The organism is Mesorhizobium sp. BR-1-1-10 (assembly GCF_020165595.1).
GTDB lineage: Bacteria > Pseudomonadota > Alphaproteobacteria > Rhizobiales > Rhizobiaceae > Mesorhizobium > Mesorhizobium australicum.
The window spans coordinates 248,115-264,903 of record NZ_JAIUIL010000007.1 but is presented as its reverse complement, the minus strand read 5'-3'; the positions used below and the strand labels follow the sequence as shown (position 1 = coordinate 264,903).

Here is a 16,789-nt window from a genome sequence, read left to right as displayed (position 1 = left end):
ACCCTTCTTCCCTAGAGGCCGTACGGGGTCACACCCAGCCCGCGTCGACGATGAACTGTTGACTCGTGCACATCAGGCTGTCGTCGGCGGCGAGGAACAGCGCCATGCGCGCAATGTCGGATGGCTGCAGCCGGTCGGGCAGGCACTGCCGCTCCGCGATCTGGCGTTCGCCGGCGGGGTTCAGCCATAGCCGCATCTGGCGCTCTGTCATCACCCAGCCAGGCACCATGCAGTTGACGCGGATGCGCTCGGGGCCGAGTTCGCGGGCCAGCGCCCGCGTCATGCCGTAGACAGCGGCTTTCGCGGTGACATAGGCAGGGCAGTCGGGATCGCCGACCATCCAGGTAATGGAACCGAAATTGATGATCGAGCCGCCGCCCAGCGAGCCCATTTGCGGGCGCACCGCCTGGGCGGCGAAGAACTGGTGGCGCAGATTGACCGCCATACGGTCGTCCCAATAGGCCACCGTGACGTCCTTGGTCTGGTGGCGGTCGTCATTGCCGGCATTGTTGCACAGCACCTGGATCGGGCCGTTGTGCCGCATCGCCTCGACGGTCGCCGCCTGCAGCTGCTCGACATCGCGCAGGTCGCAGGGAATGAATAGCGGCGCGGCATGCCCTTCGGCCGCGATCGCATCGACCAGGCGCCGTGAAGGCTCCTCGGCCAGATCCACGAAGGCGACGCGGCTGCCTTGCGCGCAGAAATGGCGCACCAGGCTTTCACCGATGCCGCTGCCGCCGCCGGTTATGAACACGCTGCGGCCCTTCAGGCTGGGGTAGGTCGCGTAGCTGCCGATCTGATCCGTCATCGCGCCCCTCTCTAATGGGAATGCCGGGGAATGCCGGCATCGCGCCGACCGACGAGAAAGTCGAAGTCGCAGCCCTTGTCGGCCTGCAGCACGCGCTCGACATAGAGGCTCTGGTAGCCACCCTGCGGCGGCTCCGGCGGCTTCCAGTCACGGCGGCGGATCGCCAGTTCCTCGTCCGAAACCAAAAGCTCGAGACGGCGGCCGGCGACGTCGAGCTCGATGAGATCGCCGTCGCGCACCAGGGCCAGCACACCACCGGCCGCGGCCTCCGGCGCCACATGCAGCACCACCGTGCCGTAGGCGGTACCGCTCATGCGCGCGTCCGAAATGCGCACCATGTCGGAAACGCCTTCTCTGAGCAGCTTGGCTGGCAGCGGCATGTTGCCGACCTCGGCCATCCCGGGATAACCGCGCGGTCCGCAATTCTTCAGCACCATCACCGAGGAGGCGTCGATATCCAGCTCCGGATCGTCGATGCGGGCATGGTAATGCTCGATGTTCTCGAAAACGACCGCCTTGCCGCGATGCTGCATCAGTTCGGGCGTTGCCGCGGACGGCTTGATGACCGCTCCGTTGGGCGCCAGATTGCCACGCAGGATCGAGATGCCGCCCTCCTTGGTCAGCGGCTCGCGCAGCGGCCGTATGACCTCACGGTTATAGTTGGGCGCGCCGTCGATCAGTTCACCGATGGTCTTGGCGCTGACGGTCATGGCGTCGCGATGAAGAAGCCCCACTTCATCAAGCGACGCCATGACCGCAGCTAGCCCCCCGGCATAGTAGAAATCTTCCATCAGGAACCGGCCCGACGGCATCAGGTCGACAATGGTTGGCACGCCGCGGCCAAGGCGGTCCCAGTCATCGAGGCCGAGATCGACACCGACCCGGTTGGCGATGGCGATCAGATGCAGCACCGCATTGGTCGAGCCGCCGATCGCGCCATTGACGCGAATGGCATTCTCGAAGGCTTGCCTGGTAAGGATCTTTGCAATCGTCACGTCGCGGTGGACAAGATCGACGATCTGCCGTCCGGCCAACTGGGCAAGCACGCTTCGGCGCGAATCCACCGCCGGGATCGCGGCGTTGTCGGGCATGCCGATGCCGAGCGCCTCCACCATGCTGGCCATGGTCGAGGCGGTGCCCATCGTCATGCAGCTGCCGGCCGACCGGCTCTGGCCCTGCTCGGCGGCAAGGAAGTCGGCGACCGGCATGCGGCCGGCCTTGACCTCCTCGGCGAATTTCCAGACATGCGTGCCCGAGCCGATATCCTGTCCGCGGAACTTGCCGTTCAGCATCGGCCCACCGGAGACGGCGATGGTTGGCAGGTTGCACGAGGCAGCCCCCATCAAGAGCGCCGGCGTGGTCTTGTCGCAACCGACAAGCAGGATGACGCCGTCGATCGGATTGCCGCGGATGGATTCCTCGACATCCATGCTCGCCAGGTTGCGAAACAGCATGGCGGTGGGGCGCATGTTGCTCTCGCCCAGCGACATCACGGGAAATTCGAACGGCAGGCCGCCGGCCTCATAGACGCCGCGCTTGACGTGATCGGCGAGCGCCCGCAGATGCGCATTGCAGGGGGTCAGTTCCGACCACGTGTTGCAGATGCCGATCACCGGGCGGCCGTCGAAAGCGTCAGCGGGAATGCCCTGGTTCTTCATCCAGCTGCGGTGCATGAAAGCGTTCTTGCCTTCACCGCCGAACCAGGCTTCCGACCGCAATTTGCGTTTGGTCTCGGTCACGATTGCAGGCCCCGCTCGTTGCGGCGTTTGTTGCGGTTCTCGACGCTGCGGCGCACGTCATCCTCGGCATTGTCGATAAGCACCAGCAATGCCTTTTGCGCGCCGGCGGCGTCGCCGTCGGCAATCTTCTCGGCGACTTCCCGGTGCAGCGGCAAGGAATGGCGCTGCCCTTCCGGATTGTCGTTGGAGAGGCGAAAGCTCATTACCAACGCGGTCTCGACCAGTGCGGCCAGCGAGCCGATCAGCTCGTTGCCGGTCATGCGCAATATGGTCTGGTGGAACACCAGATCGGGCTTAGCGAAGCGGTCTCCGTCATCGCTCAGTGCTTCCATTTCAGCCAGCGCTGCATGGATCTCGGCGATCTGAGCCGGCGTCGCACGCTGCGCGGCAAGGGCCGCCGACATCGGCTCGATGGCGCGGCGCAGTTCAAACAGCGCCCGCACATCCTCCGCACTGACACCGCCGGTATAGCGCCAGGACAGGACGTCGGGGTCGAGGAAATTCCAATCGGCGCGAGGACGCACCCGCGTGCCGGTCTTCGGCCTGGATTCGACCAGCCCCTTGCCCGCCAGCACCTTGATCGCCTCGCGCAGCACGGTGCGACTGACCCCCAGCATCTCGCTGGAATCGTCGGCATTAGGCAGCGCCTCGCCGGGCAGGAAGTCGCCCTGCACGATGCGCAGCCCGATCTGCTCGACGACCGTGGCGTGCAGCGCGGTGGAACCGCTGGAAACCGCGACCGCGACTCGTGACGTGCGGGCTGTGCTGAATGATTTTCTATTCTTCATACTATTCATATGATATGTCTTATAGGCGTGGGGATTGGAGTCAAGGGATTGGGGGAGTGCCGATGACAAAGAATTTCGCTGTGGCCGTCGCGCAGCACACGGAACTGGTCTCGATCAGCGACGGCATCGCGACGGTCGAAATTGCTCCCGCCGCTGGTGGAGCGCTGGCGTCGTATCGATGGTGGCGGGATGGTTCGGCCGTGGATTGGCTGCGTGCGGCTCACCCGGCGGCGATCGGCCATGGCGATGCCGGCGCCATGGCCTGCTTTCCGCTCGTGCCCTATTCCAACCGCATCAGGAATGGCCGCTTTGAATTCGCGGGGCGCCCCATTCAATTGCCGACGGTCCCGGACGATCCACATCATGAGCACGGCCATGGCTGGCGTCACCCGTGGGCCGTCGTGAGCCATGAAGCGAGCATGATCGTCCTGCGCTATCGCCACGCCGTCGATTCCTGGCCATGGAGCTACGAAGCCGAGCAAGTGATCTCGCTGGCCGAAGGCAGGCTTTGCATGACCATTACCATGCGCAACCTGTCGGACGCGCCGATGCCGGTTGGCCTCGGTCTCCATCCTTACTTCCCGTCGACACCGTGGACGCATGTCCAGGCACGGGTATCAGGCATGTGGGAAACCGATGCGGAGGTGCTGCCCATCCGGCATGTCCCGCCGCCCGTGGGGGCCGATCCATCCATCGGCTTTGACGTATCGGAAGTGGAGTTCGACACGGTCTTCACCGGATGGGCGCGCCGCGCCCGGATTACCTGGCCCGAACACGGGCGGCAGCTGGACATTGAGGCAGAGGCGCCGCTCGACTTCCTCGCCCTCTACACGCCGCCGGGCGAACCGTTCTTTTGCGCCGAGCCGGTCAGCAACATTACCGATGCTTTCAACCGGAGGGGCGACAAGGAGATCGACACCGGTTGCATTGTGCTGGCCCCTGGCCAGAAACAATCCGCAAGCGTCCGCTTTATACCGTCGCTGGCTGTTTGATCTTCGCCGCGACTTGCCCGAAGCGAGGCCATTGCAGAACGGATAGTGCTGGCCCGGGTCCTCGATCGTCACGCGGCGCAAATCGGTGAATTCGGCGATCGAGGCCTTGCCGCCGAAGCAACCATAGCCGGAGCCCTTGACGCCGCCGCTGACGCGCATCGCGATCTGGCGTTGCGCCGCACCACGCGCGCCCTGGTGCCACAGCCATGAAAGTCGGGATCAGCCGGTTGCGCTGGCATAGATGTCGAGAACGTCCGTCACGCCTGCGATGAGGAGTTCCCTGGCCTTTGGCGCGACGGATCCGCTCGCTACCGCGCTGTCGAGGCGGCCGAGATACTGGCTGATCAGGGGTGAGGGGATGTCGCGCTCGCCCAGCGCCTGCATCAGCGCGTTCACGGACTGCCGCGCCGCCGGCGCAGGCCAGTAGTAGCGGATACGGTCGCTGTAGGAAAAATGCCGCTCGATCCGCTGCTCGGCCTCGGAGCCGTGATAGTAATTCTTCCAATTGCCGGGCGCCGCCAGCATGACGCGCTCCATGGCCGCCGGCAGGCTTTCCCGCGATGGATCGGGAACCAGAATGTCGGCGATATGGCTCAGGCCGTAGAGGGCTTCCCGCAGCGCGAAGGTCAGCCAGGGCCCGACCTTGAGTATGGCAAAACCATCGTCGACCAGCGCGCTCAACGCCGCAGCGGGCTGGTAGTCGGTCGAGTGGGCCTCGAAGACGAATTGCGGCAGGTCTCGCAGGGTGCCGGCAAGCGCCCGGGCGCGTTCCGGCCGGTAGGTGATGACCTCGGCATTGCCGAATTCGACGCCCGGCTGCACGACGACGCCGATCGCCCGCGAGAAAGCCTGGTCGAGGCCGCGCCGTCTAAAGGCATCGTGGTGGATGCGAACCGTCTCACCCGCAGCCTCCGGTGTCGTCACCGCCAGATGGTCCATGGCCTCCTGTGCGCCGCCCGGCACCGGCACTTCCGTGCCGATGACATAGACAGGCCTGGTGCCGCCTGTTCGTTCAACCGCGGCCTCCGCCACCTCGGCCAGTTCGGCGGCGCGCGCGGCGATGGTGGCGTCGGGCGATGCCGCGCCTTCGCCGGCGCAGCCCATGCTGGCGTCCAGGTGGATCTTTGTGAAGCCGGCCTCGGCATAGGCATCCACCATGCGTGCGGCTTTTTCCATCGCCTCGGGCGCCGGCAGGTGCTTCCAAGGATTGGGGCCCAGATGGTCGCCGCCGAGCACCAGCCTGTCCAGGGGAAAGCCGGCCTTTCCGGCGATCGTCTCGACGAAGCGGCGGAAATCGCGCGGTGTCATGCCGGTATAGCCGCCCTCGTGGTTGACCTGGTTGCAGGTGGCCTCGATCAGCACATCGGCGCCGCGCGCCTTGCCGTGGCGCAGCGCCGCTTCGACGACCAGCGGATGGGCCGAGCAGATCGAGGTGATGCCACAGCGTTCGCCGGCCGCACGGCGCGTGGCGATGCCAGCCAGTCGATCGGTCGCCTGGCTCATGCCGGTGCTCCGGTCCGGGCGGTCTCGATGAACGCCTCAACGGTGGCGAGCGAGGCGATACCCTCCATCGGTCCCTTCTTCGTCACCGCCAGCGCGCCGCAGCCATTGGCTATTCGCAGTGCCCTTTCCGGTGCCTCTCCACGCAGCCAGAAGGAGACGAAGGCCGCGGTAAAGCAGTCTCCGGCGCCGGTCGGATCGATTTCCTCGACGACGAAGCCGGGTGAGGCTGTGCGCCCCGACTGGTCGTAGTGGACGGCGCCCTGCGCGCCCTTCTTGACGACGATAGTGGAGATGCCGCGGTCCAGCATTTCGCGTACCGCACTTTCCTCGTGGTTTGCCTCGGCAAAGGTGAAGAGTTCCGGCCCGCTCGGCAGGAACACGTCGGTCTTTGACAACACGAAGAGCAAGGCGTCGCGCATGCCCGGTAGATCGAGCATCTCCTTGCGGATGTTGGGGTCGAAAGAGACCGTGCCGCCGCGCGTCTTGACGGCTTCGATCCCGTTGCGGGCAATTTCGATCACCTCGGGCGAGAACAGAGATGTCCCCATGACGTGAAAATGGTCGGCGCCGGCCAGCAGCGCGCGCGCTTCCGCGCCCATCTCGATCAGGCCGGCGGCACTCTGCTTGATGTTGTAGACGAAGTGCCGGCTGCCATCGCTCTCATAGGTGACGAAGGCGGTTCCGGTCGCGGCACCCTGATGGACGGTGATGGCCGAGATGTCGGCGCCGTCGGCACGCAGGCGCTCGATGTTCAAATGGCCGAAATCGTCGTCGCCCACTGCCGCGATCAGCCCCGCCGGCTGGCCGAGCCGCGCCGCCTGATCGACGAAGATGGCGGGAGCGCCCGAGGGAAACGGACCGACCAGCGGGCCGGGAGCGCGAAAACTCTGGCCGATCCGCTCGGCCATGATCTCGACCAGGATCTCGCCGGCACAAACCAGTTTCTTCATGTCCTCACCATCTGCCGGACGGACGGCCTCCGCTTGGCCAGAAATTCCTTTATCCGTGCATGTTCAAAACCTAAGTTGTCGTTTTCGGAGCGTCAATAAATAATTTGACGTGCGCAATGCTTCTGCGTTGTACTGGAAACCGTGGAAATTTGACTGAATAAGTTGGCTCAAGCAATGCTGCCTCACCGCGACGATCGCAAGACTGATTCTCGCCAGAGCGTTAAGGCTGGCATCGAGGATAAGGGGCCTGAAATATAGATGGCGGAAAAGACCCACCGGACGATGGATGATTTCGCCAGGGCGTCCGGCGTTTCGCGGCCGACCCTGTCGAAGTATTTCGACGATCCGGCCAGCGTGAAGCCGGCGACCCGGGCGCGCATCGAGGCGGCGCTTAGTTCGTCCGACTATCAGCCGAATGTTTTTGCCCGCAACCTCAACCGCAAGCGCACCCGCAATGTCGGCATCGTCGTACCGGCGATCACCGATCCGTTCTACGCCGAGATGGTCAGCCGCATCGAACGGCGCTGTCGCGACGAAGGGTTTTGGCCGATCGTCATCTCCTCGCACGGTTCGCCGAAACTGGAGGCGGAATCGGTCAGGACGCTGATGTCGCTGAAGGTCGCGGGTGCTATCGTCGCGCCCTTGGGCTTGGTCTCCGAACCCGGCGTCTTCGAACGGATGAGCGAGGACATCCCGATCGTCTATTTCGACACCTATATCGAAGGCGACACGCCATTCGTCGGGAATGACAACCACCAGAGCACCTCGACCATCGTCGATTATCTCTGCCGGTCCGGCGAACCGCCTGTCTATGTCGACATCCCGCACGTCAACCACAATTCGGGCGAACGCCTGCAGAGCTATATCGACGCGATGCAGGCCGCGGGCCTGGAGCCCACCGTTCTCAAGGCGGCGGGCGACTATAGCTGGGACTTCGAGCGCATCGGCCACGAATGGATGGACAGGACGCTGGAGAAAGGCGGCCTGCCGGCCCGCACGCTGCTCTGCGCCAATGACCGTCTCGCCTTCGGTGTGATGGCGGCCGCCTTTTCGCGCGGGCTGAAGATCGGCCGCCGCGCCGATTGCGATTTTCGCGTCGCCGCCCACGATGATCATCCGTTGAGCCGCTACACCTGTCCCGCGCTGACCACCATGGCACAGGACTTCGCCGCCATGGCCGGCCGCAGCGTCGAGATCCTGCTGGCGTTGCTGGACGAGGCCGATCCGTCCGGCCATGATCTGGCGCGCAACGTCAAGCTTGGCGCCACCCTGGTGATGCGTCAGTCGGCCTGAGTGATCGGCTCCGGCGTCTGTAGGCGGAGCCAGGCCGCCGCCTCGCTTACCGTTTGCCGCGCGGCCAGGATGTGGCGGCCCATCGAGACGAAGCCGTGGATCTGACCCGGCCAGTGTCGCAACGCCAGCGGCACTCCGTCGGCGCGCAGGCGCTCGGCATAGGCCGTGCCTTCGTCGGCAAGGATGTCGTGGCCGGCGATCACGACGAAGGCCGACGGTGCGCCGGCGAGGCTGGAGGCCAGCAGCGGCGATACGCGCCAGTCCGCGATATCATCGGGCGTTCGCACATAGTGGTCGCGGAACCAGGCCATGGTGGCGGCGGTGAGTCCGAAGCCTTCGCCGAAACGCCGGTAGCTGTCCGCCGTCTGGCGGGCATCGGTGTTGGGATAGATCAGGATCTGGGCGGCGAGCGGCGGCGCCAGCCTGTCGCGGGCGAGCAATGCCAGCACGGCGGCAAGGTTGCCGCCGGCACTGTCGCCAGCGACGGCAATACGGGTAGGGTCGATGCCGAGTTCTCCAGCGGCCATGAAGCGCAGCGCTGCCGCGCAATCCTCGAGCCCGGCGGGAAACTTGTGCTCCGGCGCCAGCCGGTAATCGGGACAGACGACGACGGCGTTGCCGAGATTGGCCAGCCAGCGGCAGATATCGTCATGCGAGGAGAGATTGCCGATCACCCAGCCGCCACCATGCAGATAGAGCACGGCGCGCGCCCCCGTCCGCGGCGCGCCGATACCGCGATGGATGCGGATCGTCACCGGGCCGTTCGGCCCGTCGATCTGCTGCTGCTCGGTTGCCGCGACCGGCTCGTGCTCGCCCTGCAGCGTCGGGAACGAAGCGTTGTACGTGGCCCGCGCCGCCGCGACGCTGTCATTCTCGAAGGGTTCGCCGCCGGCGGCACGGCCGATTTCCAGGGCACGCAGCGCATCTGGGTCGAGCGTCATCGTCATCTCCGTCAAAGCAATTCCAGGAAAAGTGTGCAGCGGTTTTCCGTCCGGAATTGCGTGAAACAAGGAACGCTTAGGCGAGCAGGCCGCGCGCCTCGTCTTCGCCAAGCAGGGCCGGCTGGACGACGTCACCTGCTATGGCGACCGGACTTTTCGTCTCGCCCGAATGCAGGATCGCTTCCATGATCTCCAGCACATGCAGCGCCAGATTGCCGGAAGCGCGGGGCGTCGCGCCTGTCTGCAGCGAACGCACCAGGTCGGCGACGCCGAGCATGCGGTAGTTGGCGCGGTCGGGCGCCGCGTAAGGCCAGTTGCAGGCGCCGTAGAGTTCGCCTTCGCTGGCGAAATCCTTCCAGTCGGCGCCGCGTTCCGACAGCGACACCGTGCCGCCGAACGTATCCGGGTCGGGCAGCCGCAGCGAGCCTTCCGTGCCGTGCAGTTCGATCGGATGATTGGAATGCCTGAAGACATCCCATGACGCGCCGAAAGTGACGGTCGCGCCGGAGCGGAATTCGAGCAGCGACAGCACACTGGTCGGCGTGCCGACCTTGAATTTGGTGTTCTTGAACGGCCCTTCGGCCGTGATCAGGCGTTCCTCTTGGCCGCGTGTCACCATCGCCATGACGCGTGCGACCGGGCCGAGCAGATTGACCAGCATGGTCAGATAATAGGGACCCATGTCGAACACCGGGCCGCCGCCCGGCTGATAATAGAATTGCGGGTTGGGGTGCCAGCGCTCCATGCCGCGCCCCATCATGAAGGCGGTGCCGGTGACAGGGCGGCCGATGGCGCCCTCGTCCATCAGGCGGCGCGCTTTGCGTCCGGCTGCGCCAAGGAAAGTGTCCGGAGCCGAGCCGAGCAGCAGGCCGCGTTTGGCCGCCTCCGCCACCAGGCGGCGGCCGTCGCCGGCCGAGGTTGCGAGCGGTTTTTCAGTGAAGACATGCTTTCCCGCCGAAAGGGCGGAGAATGAAATATCGAAATGCGCCGCCGGAATGGTCAGGTTGAGGACGAGGTCGATCTCGGGATCGGCCAGCAGCGCATCGACGTCAAGGGGCCGGATACCGTATTCCTTGGCTCGCAGCGCCGCCATCTCGGCTGAAATATCGGCGCAGGCGCGCAATTCGATGCCGCCGAAAAGCGCGGCATTGCGCAGGTACGTCATCGAGATGTTGCCGCATCCGATGACACCGATGCCGAGTTTGGCTTGTGAGTTTGCCTGCATTCTGTCGTACCTCCCAATGCGATCACGTCTGCCCGATCGTCGCGACGGTGCCGGATCGGGCTCGAAATGGCTATACAACGTTTTAAATATTGACGCGCGTAAAATTTTTATAGAACATGCGGAAATGCTGGTGCGGTGTCGGGAGGCTGCTGGCCCTGGGAGGAGAAAATGACGGACATGAAAACCGGCCGATCGCGGGCGCCGAAGCCCGCGGGTCATTCGGCCTCGGATATTTCGAGGGCGGCCAGGAATCGCGACGGGTTCAGGCATAGATCACCATGGCCCCGATCCTATCAAGCTGGCTGCGTATTGGACCGGGCAGGCCATCGTCGGTGATCACCACATCGACGCCCGACAGCGAAAAGGCCTTGGAGGTCCCGCTGACGCCCCATTTGCTCGAATCCGCCAGGAGGACAACGCGCCGGGCCATGCGCACGAGGATTCGCTTCGTTCGCGCCATGTCTTCGTTCACGTCGACCACATCCAGTGACGAGTCGATCGCATGCGCTCCGACAAAGACCTGATGCGCTACCAAGCCGCCGAGAGCCGTGTCGGCATCGGTAATCAGCGTGCTCACCGTGTCTGGATAGACCCGGCCACCGATCATGTGAACGTCGAGCCCGGGCCGATGCATCAGATGCTGCACGATATTCATCGCCGTGGCCGCGACCACGACATTGTTGAGCGGCGGTAGCTGCATGGCAACCTGCATCAATGTCGAGCCGCCGTCGAAGATGACCGACTGGTTGTCCTCGAACAGCTCTACCGCTGCCCGGGCGATGCGTTTCTTCGCATCGAGGTTGGTTTGCATCCGGCGGGCGAACGCGGCCGTGGTCGAATCCGTGGTCCGGGTCACCGCCCCTCCACGGGTCTTGGTCAGCAGTCCCTTGCGGTCCAGTATCTCGAGGTCGGAGCGGACCGTGACTTCCGACACGCCAAAATCGTCTGACAGGTCCTTGATGCGAACCTGTCCGCTGCGTTGCACCTCACACAGGATCGATTGGCGTCTCTGCTCTGACAACATTGCCTTGTCCTTGCCTCCATATGCCAAGCCCTGGCCTCGGCTCACGCTACCGAAAATACGCGAATTCGAAAGATTTCGAAAGATTGCATTTATCCTTTCTTTCGAAAACACTGGATCCAGGATTTGGAAATCAATCGATTGGAGAATTTTGCACTCATGAGCCTCGGAACCCAGGTGCGCCTTGCGCGCCTCTTCTCGCATCCATCGGGCAATCTTTTTGGCGGCGCGGTCGACCACTTTGTCGGCTATGGCGACGTGCGCAAAGGCGGTCTTGCCGATCTGCCCGGTGCGCTCGCCCGCGTCATGGTGGGCAAACCCGACTACGTCAGCATCCAGCCTGGCACAGCGCGCCATCTATGGCCGCAATACGCGGGCAAGGCCTGCCTGGTGATCCAGGCCGGCTGCTTCACCCCGGACGATCGCATCTGTGAGCTGATCGCAACGCCCGAGGATGCCGTGCGCGCCGGCGCCGATGCCTTGGCCGTGGCCATTCCGGTACGCGGCGCGACCGAGGGCAAATACATACGCTGGCTGACCGATTCGGTGAATGCAGCGGCCCGCTACGGCATGCCGGTGGTCGCGCATATCTATCCTCGCGATTTCACCGACGGGGCAAAAATCGTCTTCACCCCCGACGAGATCGCCTATGCGGCGCGCATCGGCTACGAGTCTGGCGTCGACGTGATCAAGATCGGTTACACGGGAGATTTCGAATCGTTCCGAGAGACCGTTCGGACATGCCCGGTGCCGGTTGTGATCGCGGGTGGCCCGAAGACCGATACGCTGCTCGGCGCCCTCCAGCAGACGGCGGACGCCATCCGTGCCGGTGCGCGCGGTGCCGTGGTGGGCCGCAATCTCTGGGGGCATGGCGATCCGGAGAAAGCAGCGATAGCCTTTCGGGGCGTCATCCATGACGGCCTTTCGGCGCAAGACGCCCTGGCAAGGGCGGGTGCCTGAACGATGCCCGCCGTCCCTTCAATCCTCGGCTTCGGAGCTATTGCGATCGACGACATCGTCTATGTCGATCAGCCGTTGTCGGCGGGCAAGGGGAAGGTTCTGCAAAGCGCCCGGGCTTTCGGCGGAAATGTCGCGACGGCCCTTGCCGCCGTCGCGCGGCTCGGCGGCACCGCCGGGTTCGTCGGATGGCTGGGCAGTGCCGCGGACGACGCCGTGCTGTGCGATCTCGTTGCGAGCGGTGTTGAAACTGCATTCGCGCCGCGCCACCCGCACGCACGCCCGGTGCGCTCGCGGATCACCGTCGGCTCGGATGGGGAGCGGTTCATCGCCTATGACGACGAAGCGATGCTGGGCACCGCGCCGGACTTTCCGGACGAGGTCCTCAGCCGCGCGACAGTCCTGATCGTCGATAGTTACGCGATCCGGTCGCTGGATGTCGTGGTTCGGGCTCGCGATCTCGGCCTTGCGATCCTCGGCGATATCGAATGGAGCAGAGGCCCAGCCACCGAGAAGCTGATCGCGCTCTGCGACCACCTCATTCTTCCCCTCGGCTTTGCGCGGATCGCCACAGGGTGCCGCTCGCCCGCCGAGATACTCGATGCATTGTGGTTGCCGTCGCGGTCCGCCGTGGTTCTGACGGATGGCGGCAGGGGCGTCTATTATCGCGGACGCGACGAGAAAGGGCTCTGGCACCTGCCTCCCCATCGGGTTGCCGTTGTCGATTCGACCGGCGCCGGTGACTGCTTTCATGGCGCCTATGCCCTGGCATTGACGCGCGGGGCCGACACCCCACGCCGGGTCGCGTTCGCGGCCGCGGCGGCGGCCCTTTCGATAACGGGGCGGGGCGGGCGCGAGGCGCTGCCGACCGACGGCCAGGTCACGGAATTCCTTGCATCGACGAACGCGCCGTCGGCAGTCGAACTGAAATATGCGCCGCTCGATACTGGTACATAGCCTGAACTGTCCGAGCAAATATTTCGCAGGCGAACATAAGCCAAGGAGAACTATAAAAATCGGCGGGCTGGACTTGTGGAGGGAGGAATATGGCTCAAGTCATTCTTGAGAATATCTGCAAAACCTACGGGAACAATTTTAACGCGATCGACCACTTGAACCTGTCGGTCGAGGACGGCGAGTTTTTGATTCTCGTCGGGCCGTCAGGCTGCGGCAAATCCACCGCGTTGCGGATGATCGCTGGGTTGGAGGACATTACCAGCGGCAGCCTTCGGATCGGCGGCATCGACGTCGTCGACATGCCGCCCAAGGACCGCGACATCGCGATGGTCTTCCAGAGTTACGCGCTCTACCCGCATATGACCGTGTTCGAAAACATTGCTTTTTCGATGAGGCTGGCAGGCAAGCCAAAGGCCGAGCGCAAGAAGCGCGTCGACGAGATCGCCAAAACCCTGCAGCTGACGTCGCTGCTGGACAGCAAACCCGCGAATCTTTCAGGCGGACAGCGTCAACGGGTTGCCATGGGCCGCGCCATGGTGCGCGACCCGGCCGCCTTTCTCATGGACGAGCCCCTTTCGAATCTGGACGCGAAACTGCGTGTTCAAATGCGCGCCGAAATCACCAGCCTGCAAAAGCAGCTGGGCGTCACGACCATATACGTCACCCACGACCAAACCGAAGCGATGACGATGGGGGACAGGGTCGCGGTGCTGAAAGGCGGCGTGCTGCAGCAGGTCGACACCCCCAAGAGACTCTATGAATCGCCGGTGAACGCCTTCGTCGCCGGCTTCATCGGTTCTCCTTCGATGAACCTTTTCGAGGCGACCCTGGCGGGCGACGACCTGATTTCCGGCACCTTCGCCATCCGGCTGCAGGATGAGGCCTTCGTCCGCAGGCCGGGCTTGAGATCGTATGCGGGACGCAAGGTCGTGTTCGGGATTCGACCGGAGCATCTCTATGACAGCAGCCTCGAATCCGGTCGCAAGTACCAGACGATCCCGGCAAAGGTGACCTCGATCGAAGAACTCGGATCCGAGCACATCGTCCACCTGAACATCGACGCGGTCCGGGTAGATTCCGGCGACCCGGACGCGGTGGAGGATTTCGGCCGGGCGTCGAACGCGGTGGCGAAATTCGAACCGGTCAGCGCAGCCCGCTCCGGTTCGGAAATCCGGGTGGCCCTGGATGATGCCAAGCTCCATTTCTTCGATCCCGAGACGCATCTGGCGATCTGAACATCCGTGGCAAGGCCCGCGGGCGAGGGCGAGGCGTCCGCGTAAGAAGACTTCTGAATAACCAGACGATCGGCGGCATTGTGCGGTCGATCATAAAAGAGAAGGAGGAGAATATGACGTTTCATATGAAATCCGCGATGCTGAAAATAGCCGCGGCCGCGTGGTTGCTTGGCGCAACCGGTGCCATGGCGGACACGACGCTGGAATTCACCCAATGGTGGGAGCCCGAACTGCCGGCCGGCTCGCTCAGGGCAATCATGGATGGCTTCGAGGCCGCAAACCCCGGAATCAAGGTGACGCTGGTCAGCGGCCCCTACGCGACCACGCGGGACCAGATCTCGGTTGGGGCTGCAACCGGAACGCTCAGCGACGTCGTCGGCCTCGACGGCGCCTGGGTGAACAATCTGAACGCGCAGAACGCACTCGCCGACATGAACCCGATGATGGATGCGAGCAAGTTCGACAAGAGCCAGGTCGCCGATATCATCAAGGTCGACGGCAAGGCGGTGATGTTTCCGGTCGCCTCGTTCGTTTATCCGGTTTTCGTCAATCTGGACCTTGCCGCCCAGGCAGGCGTGACCAAGCTGCCGTCGACGCGCGCGGAATTTCTCGAAGCCGCCAAGAAGATGACGCACGCCGACAAGAACCAGTATGGCTGGGTGCTGCCTCTGTCGCTGCAAACGCCTTCCGGTGTCCAGAACGACATGATGTCGTGGGTCTGGGCTTCGGGTCAGTCGATGATGGCGAACGGCAAGCCCGCCCTCGAGGGCAAACCGGTGGTGGATATGCTCTCCTTCGTCAAATCGCTCAATAACGCCGGCACCATCTCGCCCGGCATCGCCACCAAGACCGAACAGGAAAAAGTCGAGGAATTCGTCAACGACCGCGTCGGGATGATGATCGACTCGCTCGCGCATGTGAACCTCATCCGCAAGCGCAATCCCAAGCTGAACTTCGACCTCATCCCGGTCCCGGTTGTGGAGGGCTATACGGGCAAGCGCGGCCTTCCCTATGCCTCCTGGGGCATCGGCATCTCCGCTGCCTCGAAACATCAGGAGGAGGCTTGGAAACTCGTCCAGTATCTGATGAGCGAAAAGGTGAACGCCAAGCTCGTCTCGCTTGCCAACGCCTTCCCGGGCAACGTCAACGCCAAGCCCGATTTCGTGACCTCCGACAAGGCTTTCGGCAAGGCTTTCGAGATCTTCAAGACCGGCTATCTCGCCAACGAGTTCACGGGCCTGCCGGTGGCTGAAGACCTGATGACCCAGTTCGACGTGCAGGCTCAAAAGATGCTTGCCGGCGAGCAAACGCCGGAAGAAGCAGCCGCTGCCGCGCAAAAGGGCTGGATAGCGAAATTCTGACCCTCGTGCTCCGCTCTTGCGGCCCATCTACCGGTTGGCCTGCCATTAGGCGGGCCAGCCGGCAAATGACCACTCCGAATGGTTTGAAGCTCTTTTCTCTTGTCGCGAGGTTGGCCCTATGACCCGGCAGAAGCGCTCCCATCACAAGCTCAAGCGAGCCGTGACACCTTATCTCTATCTGTCGCCCTCGCTGCTCATAGTCGGGCTCCTGATGCTGTTGCCGATGGTTACGGTGATTGCCTATTCCTTTCAGAACAGCGCGGTCCTGCGTCGTGATCCATCCTTTGCCGGGCTAAAGCACTACCAGGCGATCTTTGACGATCCGGTGTTCTGGGCTTCGCTGTGGCATACGCTCTATTTCACATGCATGAGTGTGGTTTTCCACATGACCATCGGCATGATCTTCGCGCTCATGCTGAACAGCGACCGCATCAATCCGACGCTGCGCAATGTACTGCGCGTGCTCTACATACTGCCTTGGCTGTTCACCGCGGTGATCATCGCCGTGATCTGGCGCCTCCTGCTTGAGCCGAACGGCGTCGTGAACAGCATCCTCATGCAGATGGGCATCATCGGTTCCAAGGTCGAGTGGTTTTCCTCGCCCGAGACCGCGCTGCATGCCGTCACTTTCGCCAATATCTGGGCGGGCTACCCACTTTTCATGGTCAGCCTGCTCGCAGGCCTGCAAGGCATTCCCAAGGACTTCTACGAGGCTGCCGATATCGACGGGGCGAAAGCCTACCAGAAGCTGATCTTCATCACCATCCCGCAGCTGATGCCGATCATCATCAGCATCTCGCTGCTCGACTTCATCTGGACCATGCAGGTCTTCCCGTTGATCTGGATAACCACGGGCGGCGGCCCGATCTACGCGACCGAGGTCCTCAGCACCTACACCTACAAGCTGGCGTTTTCGAGCTACAACCTGTCTCAGGCATCGGCGAGCGCCGTGGTCATCCTGCTGATCTCTCTCGGCCTGACGCTGTTCTATATTCGCTATCAGCGGGCCAGGTAGGACG

The 16,789-nt window shown here is 63.5% G+C and carries 15 protein-coding genes; 7 read left to right on the top strand and 8 right to left on the bottom strand.

The annotated features are described in order from the left end of the window. Positions 1-28 precede the first annotated feature (28 nt). Genes LB555_RS17510 through LB555_RS17500 form a run of 3 tightly spaced genes read right to left on the bottom strand, consistent with a single transcriptional unit; the run spans position 29 to position 3,344 of the window. Complete coding sequence (locus LB555_RS17510) at positions 29-808, bottom strand: SDR family NAD(P)-dependent oxidoreductase (RefSeq protein WP_224683355.1); 780 nt, start codon at positions 806-808, stop codon at positions 29-31. A gap of 11 nt (positions 809-819) precedes the next feature. Next, positions 820-2,547 carry an IlvD/Edd family dehydratase gene (locus LB555_RS17505; RefSeq protein ID WP_224582764.1) on the bottom strand — a complete coding sequence of 576 codons (1,728 nt, stop codon included), beginning with the start codon at positions 2,545-2,547 and terminating at the stop codon, positions 820-822. Beyond that, the gene (locus tag LB555_RS17500; protein WP_224595545.1) at positions 2,544-3,344 is read right to left on the bottom strand and encodes a FadR/GntR family transcriptional regulator; all 801 of its coding nucleotides are present in this window, start codon (positions 3,342-3,344) and stop codon (positions 2,544-2,546) included. Before LB555_RS17500 ends, LB555_RS17505 begins: the two co-directional genes overlap by 4 nt. A 53-nt stretch (positions 3,345-3,397) precedes the next feature. Between LB555_RS17500 and LB555_RS17495 the strand changes: the two genes are divergently transcribed. After that, positions 3,398-4,327 (top strand): aldose 1-epimerase, encoded by a 930-nt coding sequence (locus LB555_RS17495; RefSeq protein WP_224683450.1) that lies wholly within the window; start codon positions 3,398-3,400, stop codon positions 4,325-4,327. Positions 4,328-4,546: 219 nt separating this feature from the next. Here the strand turns inward: LB555_RS17495 and LB555_RS17490 are convergent, their stop codons facing one another. Beyond that, positions 4,547-5,830, bottom strand: coding sequence for a D-tagatose-bisphosphate aldolase, class II, non-catalytic subunit (locus LB555_RS17490; protein WP_224683354.1), 1,284 nt, complete (start codon positions 5,828-5,830; stop codon positions 4,547-4,549). Further along, positions 5,827-6,780, bottom strand: coding sequence for a sugar kinase (locus LB555_RS17485; protein ID WP_224523753.1), 954 nt, complete (start codon positions 6,778-6,780; stop codon positions 5,827-5,829). The genes LB555_RS17490 and LB555_RS17485 overlap by 4 nt, the downstream gene beginning before the upstream one ends. Positions 6,781-7,038: 258 nt before the next feature. Here LB555_RS17485 and LB555_RS17480 point away from each other — a divergent pair, with 258 nt between their 5' ends. Then, the gene (locus LB555_RS17480) at positions 7,039-8,073 is read left to right on the top strand and encodes a LacI family DNA-binding transcriptional regulator (protein ID WP_015319005.1); all 1,035 of its coding nucleotides are present in this window, start codon (positions 7,039-7,041) and stop codon (positions 8,071-8,073) included. On the opposite strand, the gene LB555_RS17475 is transcribed toward LB555_RS17480, so the two are convergent. From LB555_RS17475 to LB555_RS17465, 3 genes are all read right to left on the bottom strand, one after another. Then, positions 8,061-9,014, bottom strand: a complete 954-nt coding sequence (locus tag LB555_RS17475) for an alpha/beta hydrolase (RefSeq protein ID WP_015319004.1) — start codon at positions 9,012-9,014, stop codon at positions 8,061-8,063. The genes LB555_RS17480 and LB555_RS17475 overlap by 13 nt on opposite strands. Positions 9,015-9,090: 76 nt before the next feature. Then, a complete protein-coding gene (locus LB555_RS17470; protein WP_015319003.1) occupies positions 9,091-10,239 on the bottom strand; it encodes a Gfo/Idh/MocA family protein in 1,149 nt (382 codons plus the stop codon). Between the two features lie 262 nt (positions 10,240-10,501). After that, positions 10,502-11,263, bottom strand: coding sequence for a DeoR/GlpR family DNA-binding transcription regulator (locus tag LB555_RS17465; RefSeq protein WP_015319002.1), 762 nt, complete (start codon positions 11,261-11,263; stop codon positions 10,502-10,504). 156 nt (positions 11,264-11,419) lie between these two features. Between LB555_RS17465 and LB555_RS17460 the strand changes: the two genes are divergently transcribed. The 5 genes from LB555_RS17460 (at position 11,420) to LB555_RS17440 (ending at position 16,785) form a co-directional block, all read left to right on the top strand. Continuing rightward, complete coding sequence (locus LB555_RS17460; protein WP_015319001.1) at positions 11,420-12,220, top strand: class I fructose-bisphosphate aldolase; 801 nt, start codon at positions 11,420-11,422, stop codon at positions 12,218-12,220. A 3-nt stretch (positions 12,221-12,223) separates the two neighbouring features. Further along, the gene (locus LB555_RS17455) at positions 12,224-13,174 is read left to right on the top strand and encodes a PfkB family carbohydrate kinase (protein WP_015319000.1); all 951 of its coding nucleotides are present in this window, start codon (positions 12,224-12,226) and stop codon (positions 13,172-13,174) included. A gap of 89 nt (positions 13,175-13,263) precedes the next feature. After that, complete coding sequence (locus LB555_RS17450; RefSeq protein ID WP_015318999.1) at positions 13,264-14,409, top strand: ABC transporter ATP-binding protein; 1,146 nt, start codon at positions 13,264-13,266, stop codon at positions 14,407-14,409. Positions 14,410-14,522: 113 nt separating this feature from the next. After that, a complete protein-coding gene (locus LB555_RS17445) occupies positions 14,523-15,770 on the top strand; it encodes an ABC transporter substrate-binding protein (protein WP_224683353.1) in 1,248 nt (415 codons plus the stop codon). Between the two features lie 118 nt (positions 15,771-15,888). Beyond that, the gene (locus tag LB555_RS17440) at positions 15,889-16,785 is read left to right on the top strand and encodes a carbohydrate ABC transporter permease (RefSeq protein WP_015318997.1); all 897 of its coding nucleotides are present in this window, start codon (positions 15,889-15,891) and stop codon (positions 16,783-16,785) included. Positions 16,786-16,789: the final 4 nt, after the last annotated feature.

Coding starts and splice junctions, on each gene's coding strand:
- LB555_RS17510 (WP_224683355.1), bottom strand. CDS start 808: ATGACGGATCAGATCGGCAGCTACGCGACCTACCCCAGCCTGAAGGGC.
- LB555_RS17500 (WP_224595545.1), bottom strand. CDS start 3,344: ATGAATAGTATGAAGAATAGAAAATCATTCAGCACAGCCCGCACGTCA.
- LB555_RS17495 (WP_224683450.1), top strand. CDS start 3,398: ATGACAAAGAATTTCGCTGTGGCCGTCGCGCAGCACACGGAACTGGTC.
- LB555_RS17490 (WP_224683354.1), bottom strand. CDS start 5,830: ATGAGCCAGGCGACCGATCGACTGGCTGGCATCGCCACGCGCCGTGCG.
- LB555_RS17485 (WP_224523753.1), bottom strand. CDS start 6,780: ATGAAGAAACTGGTTTGTGCCGGCGAGATCCTGGTCGAGATCATGGCC.
- LB555_RS17480 (WP_015319005.1), top strand. CDS start 7,039: ATGGCGGAAAAGACCCACCGGACGATGGATGATTTCGCCAGGGCGTCC.
- LB555_RS17475 (WP_015319004.1), bottom strand. CDS start 9,014: ATGACGCTCGACCCAGATGCGCTGCGTGCCCTGGAAATCGGCCGTGCC.
- LB555_RS17470 (WP_015319003.1), bottom strand. CDS start 10,239: ATGCAGGCAAACTCACAAGCCAAACTCGGCATCGGTGTCATCGGATGC.
- LB555_RS17465 (WP_015319002.1), bottom strand. CDS start 11,263: ATGTTGTCAGAGCAGAGACGCCAATCGATCCTGTGTGAGGTGCAACGC.
- LB555_RS17460 (WP_015319001.1), top strand. CDS start 11,420: ATGAGCCTCGGAACCCAGGTGCGCCTTGCGCGCCTCTTCTCGCATCCA.
- LB555_RS17455 (WP_015319000.1), top strand. CDS start 12,224: ATGCCCGCCGTCCCTTCAATCCTCGGCTTCGGAGCTATTGCGATCGAC.
- LB555_RS17450 (WP_015318999.1), top strand. CDS start 13,264: ATGGCTCAAGTCATTCTTGAGAATATCTGCAAAACCTACGGGAACAAT.
- LB555_RS17445 (WP_224683353.1), top strand. CDS start 14,523: ATGACGTTTCATATGAAATCCGCGATGCTGAAAATAGCCGCGGCCGCG.
- LB555_RS17440 (WP_015318997.1), top strand. CDS start 15,889: ATGACCCGGCAGAAGCGCTCCCATCACAAGCTCAAGCGAGCCGTGACA.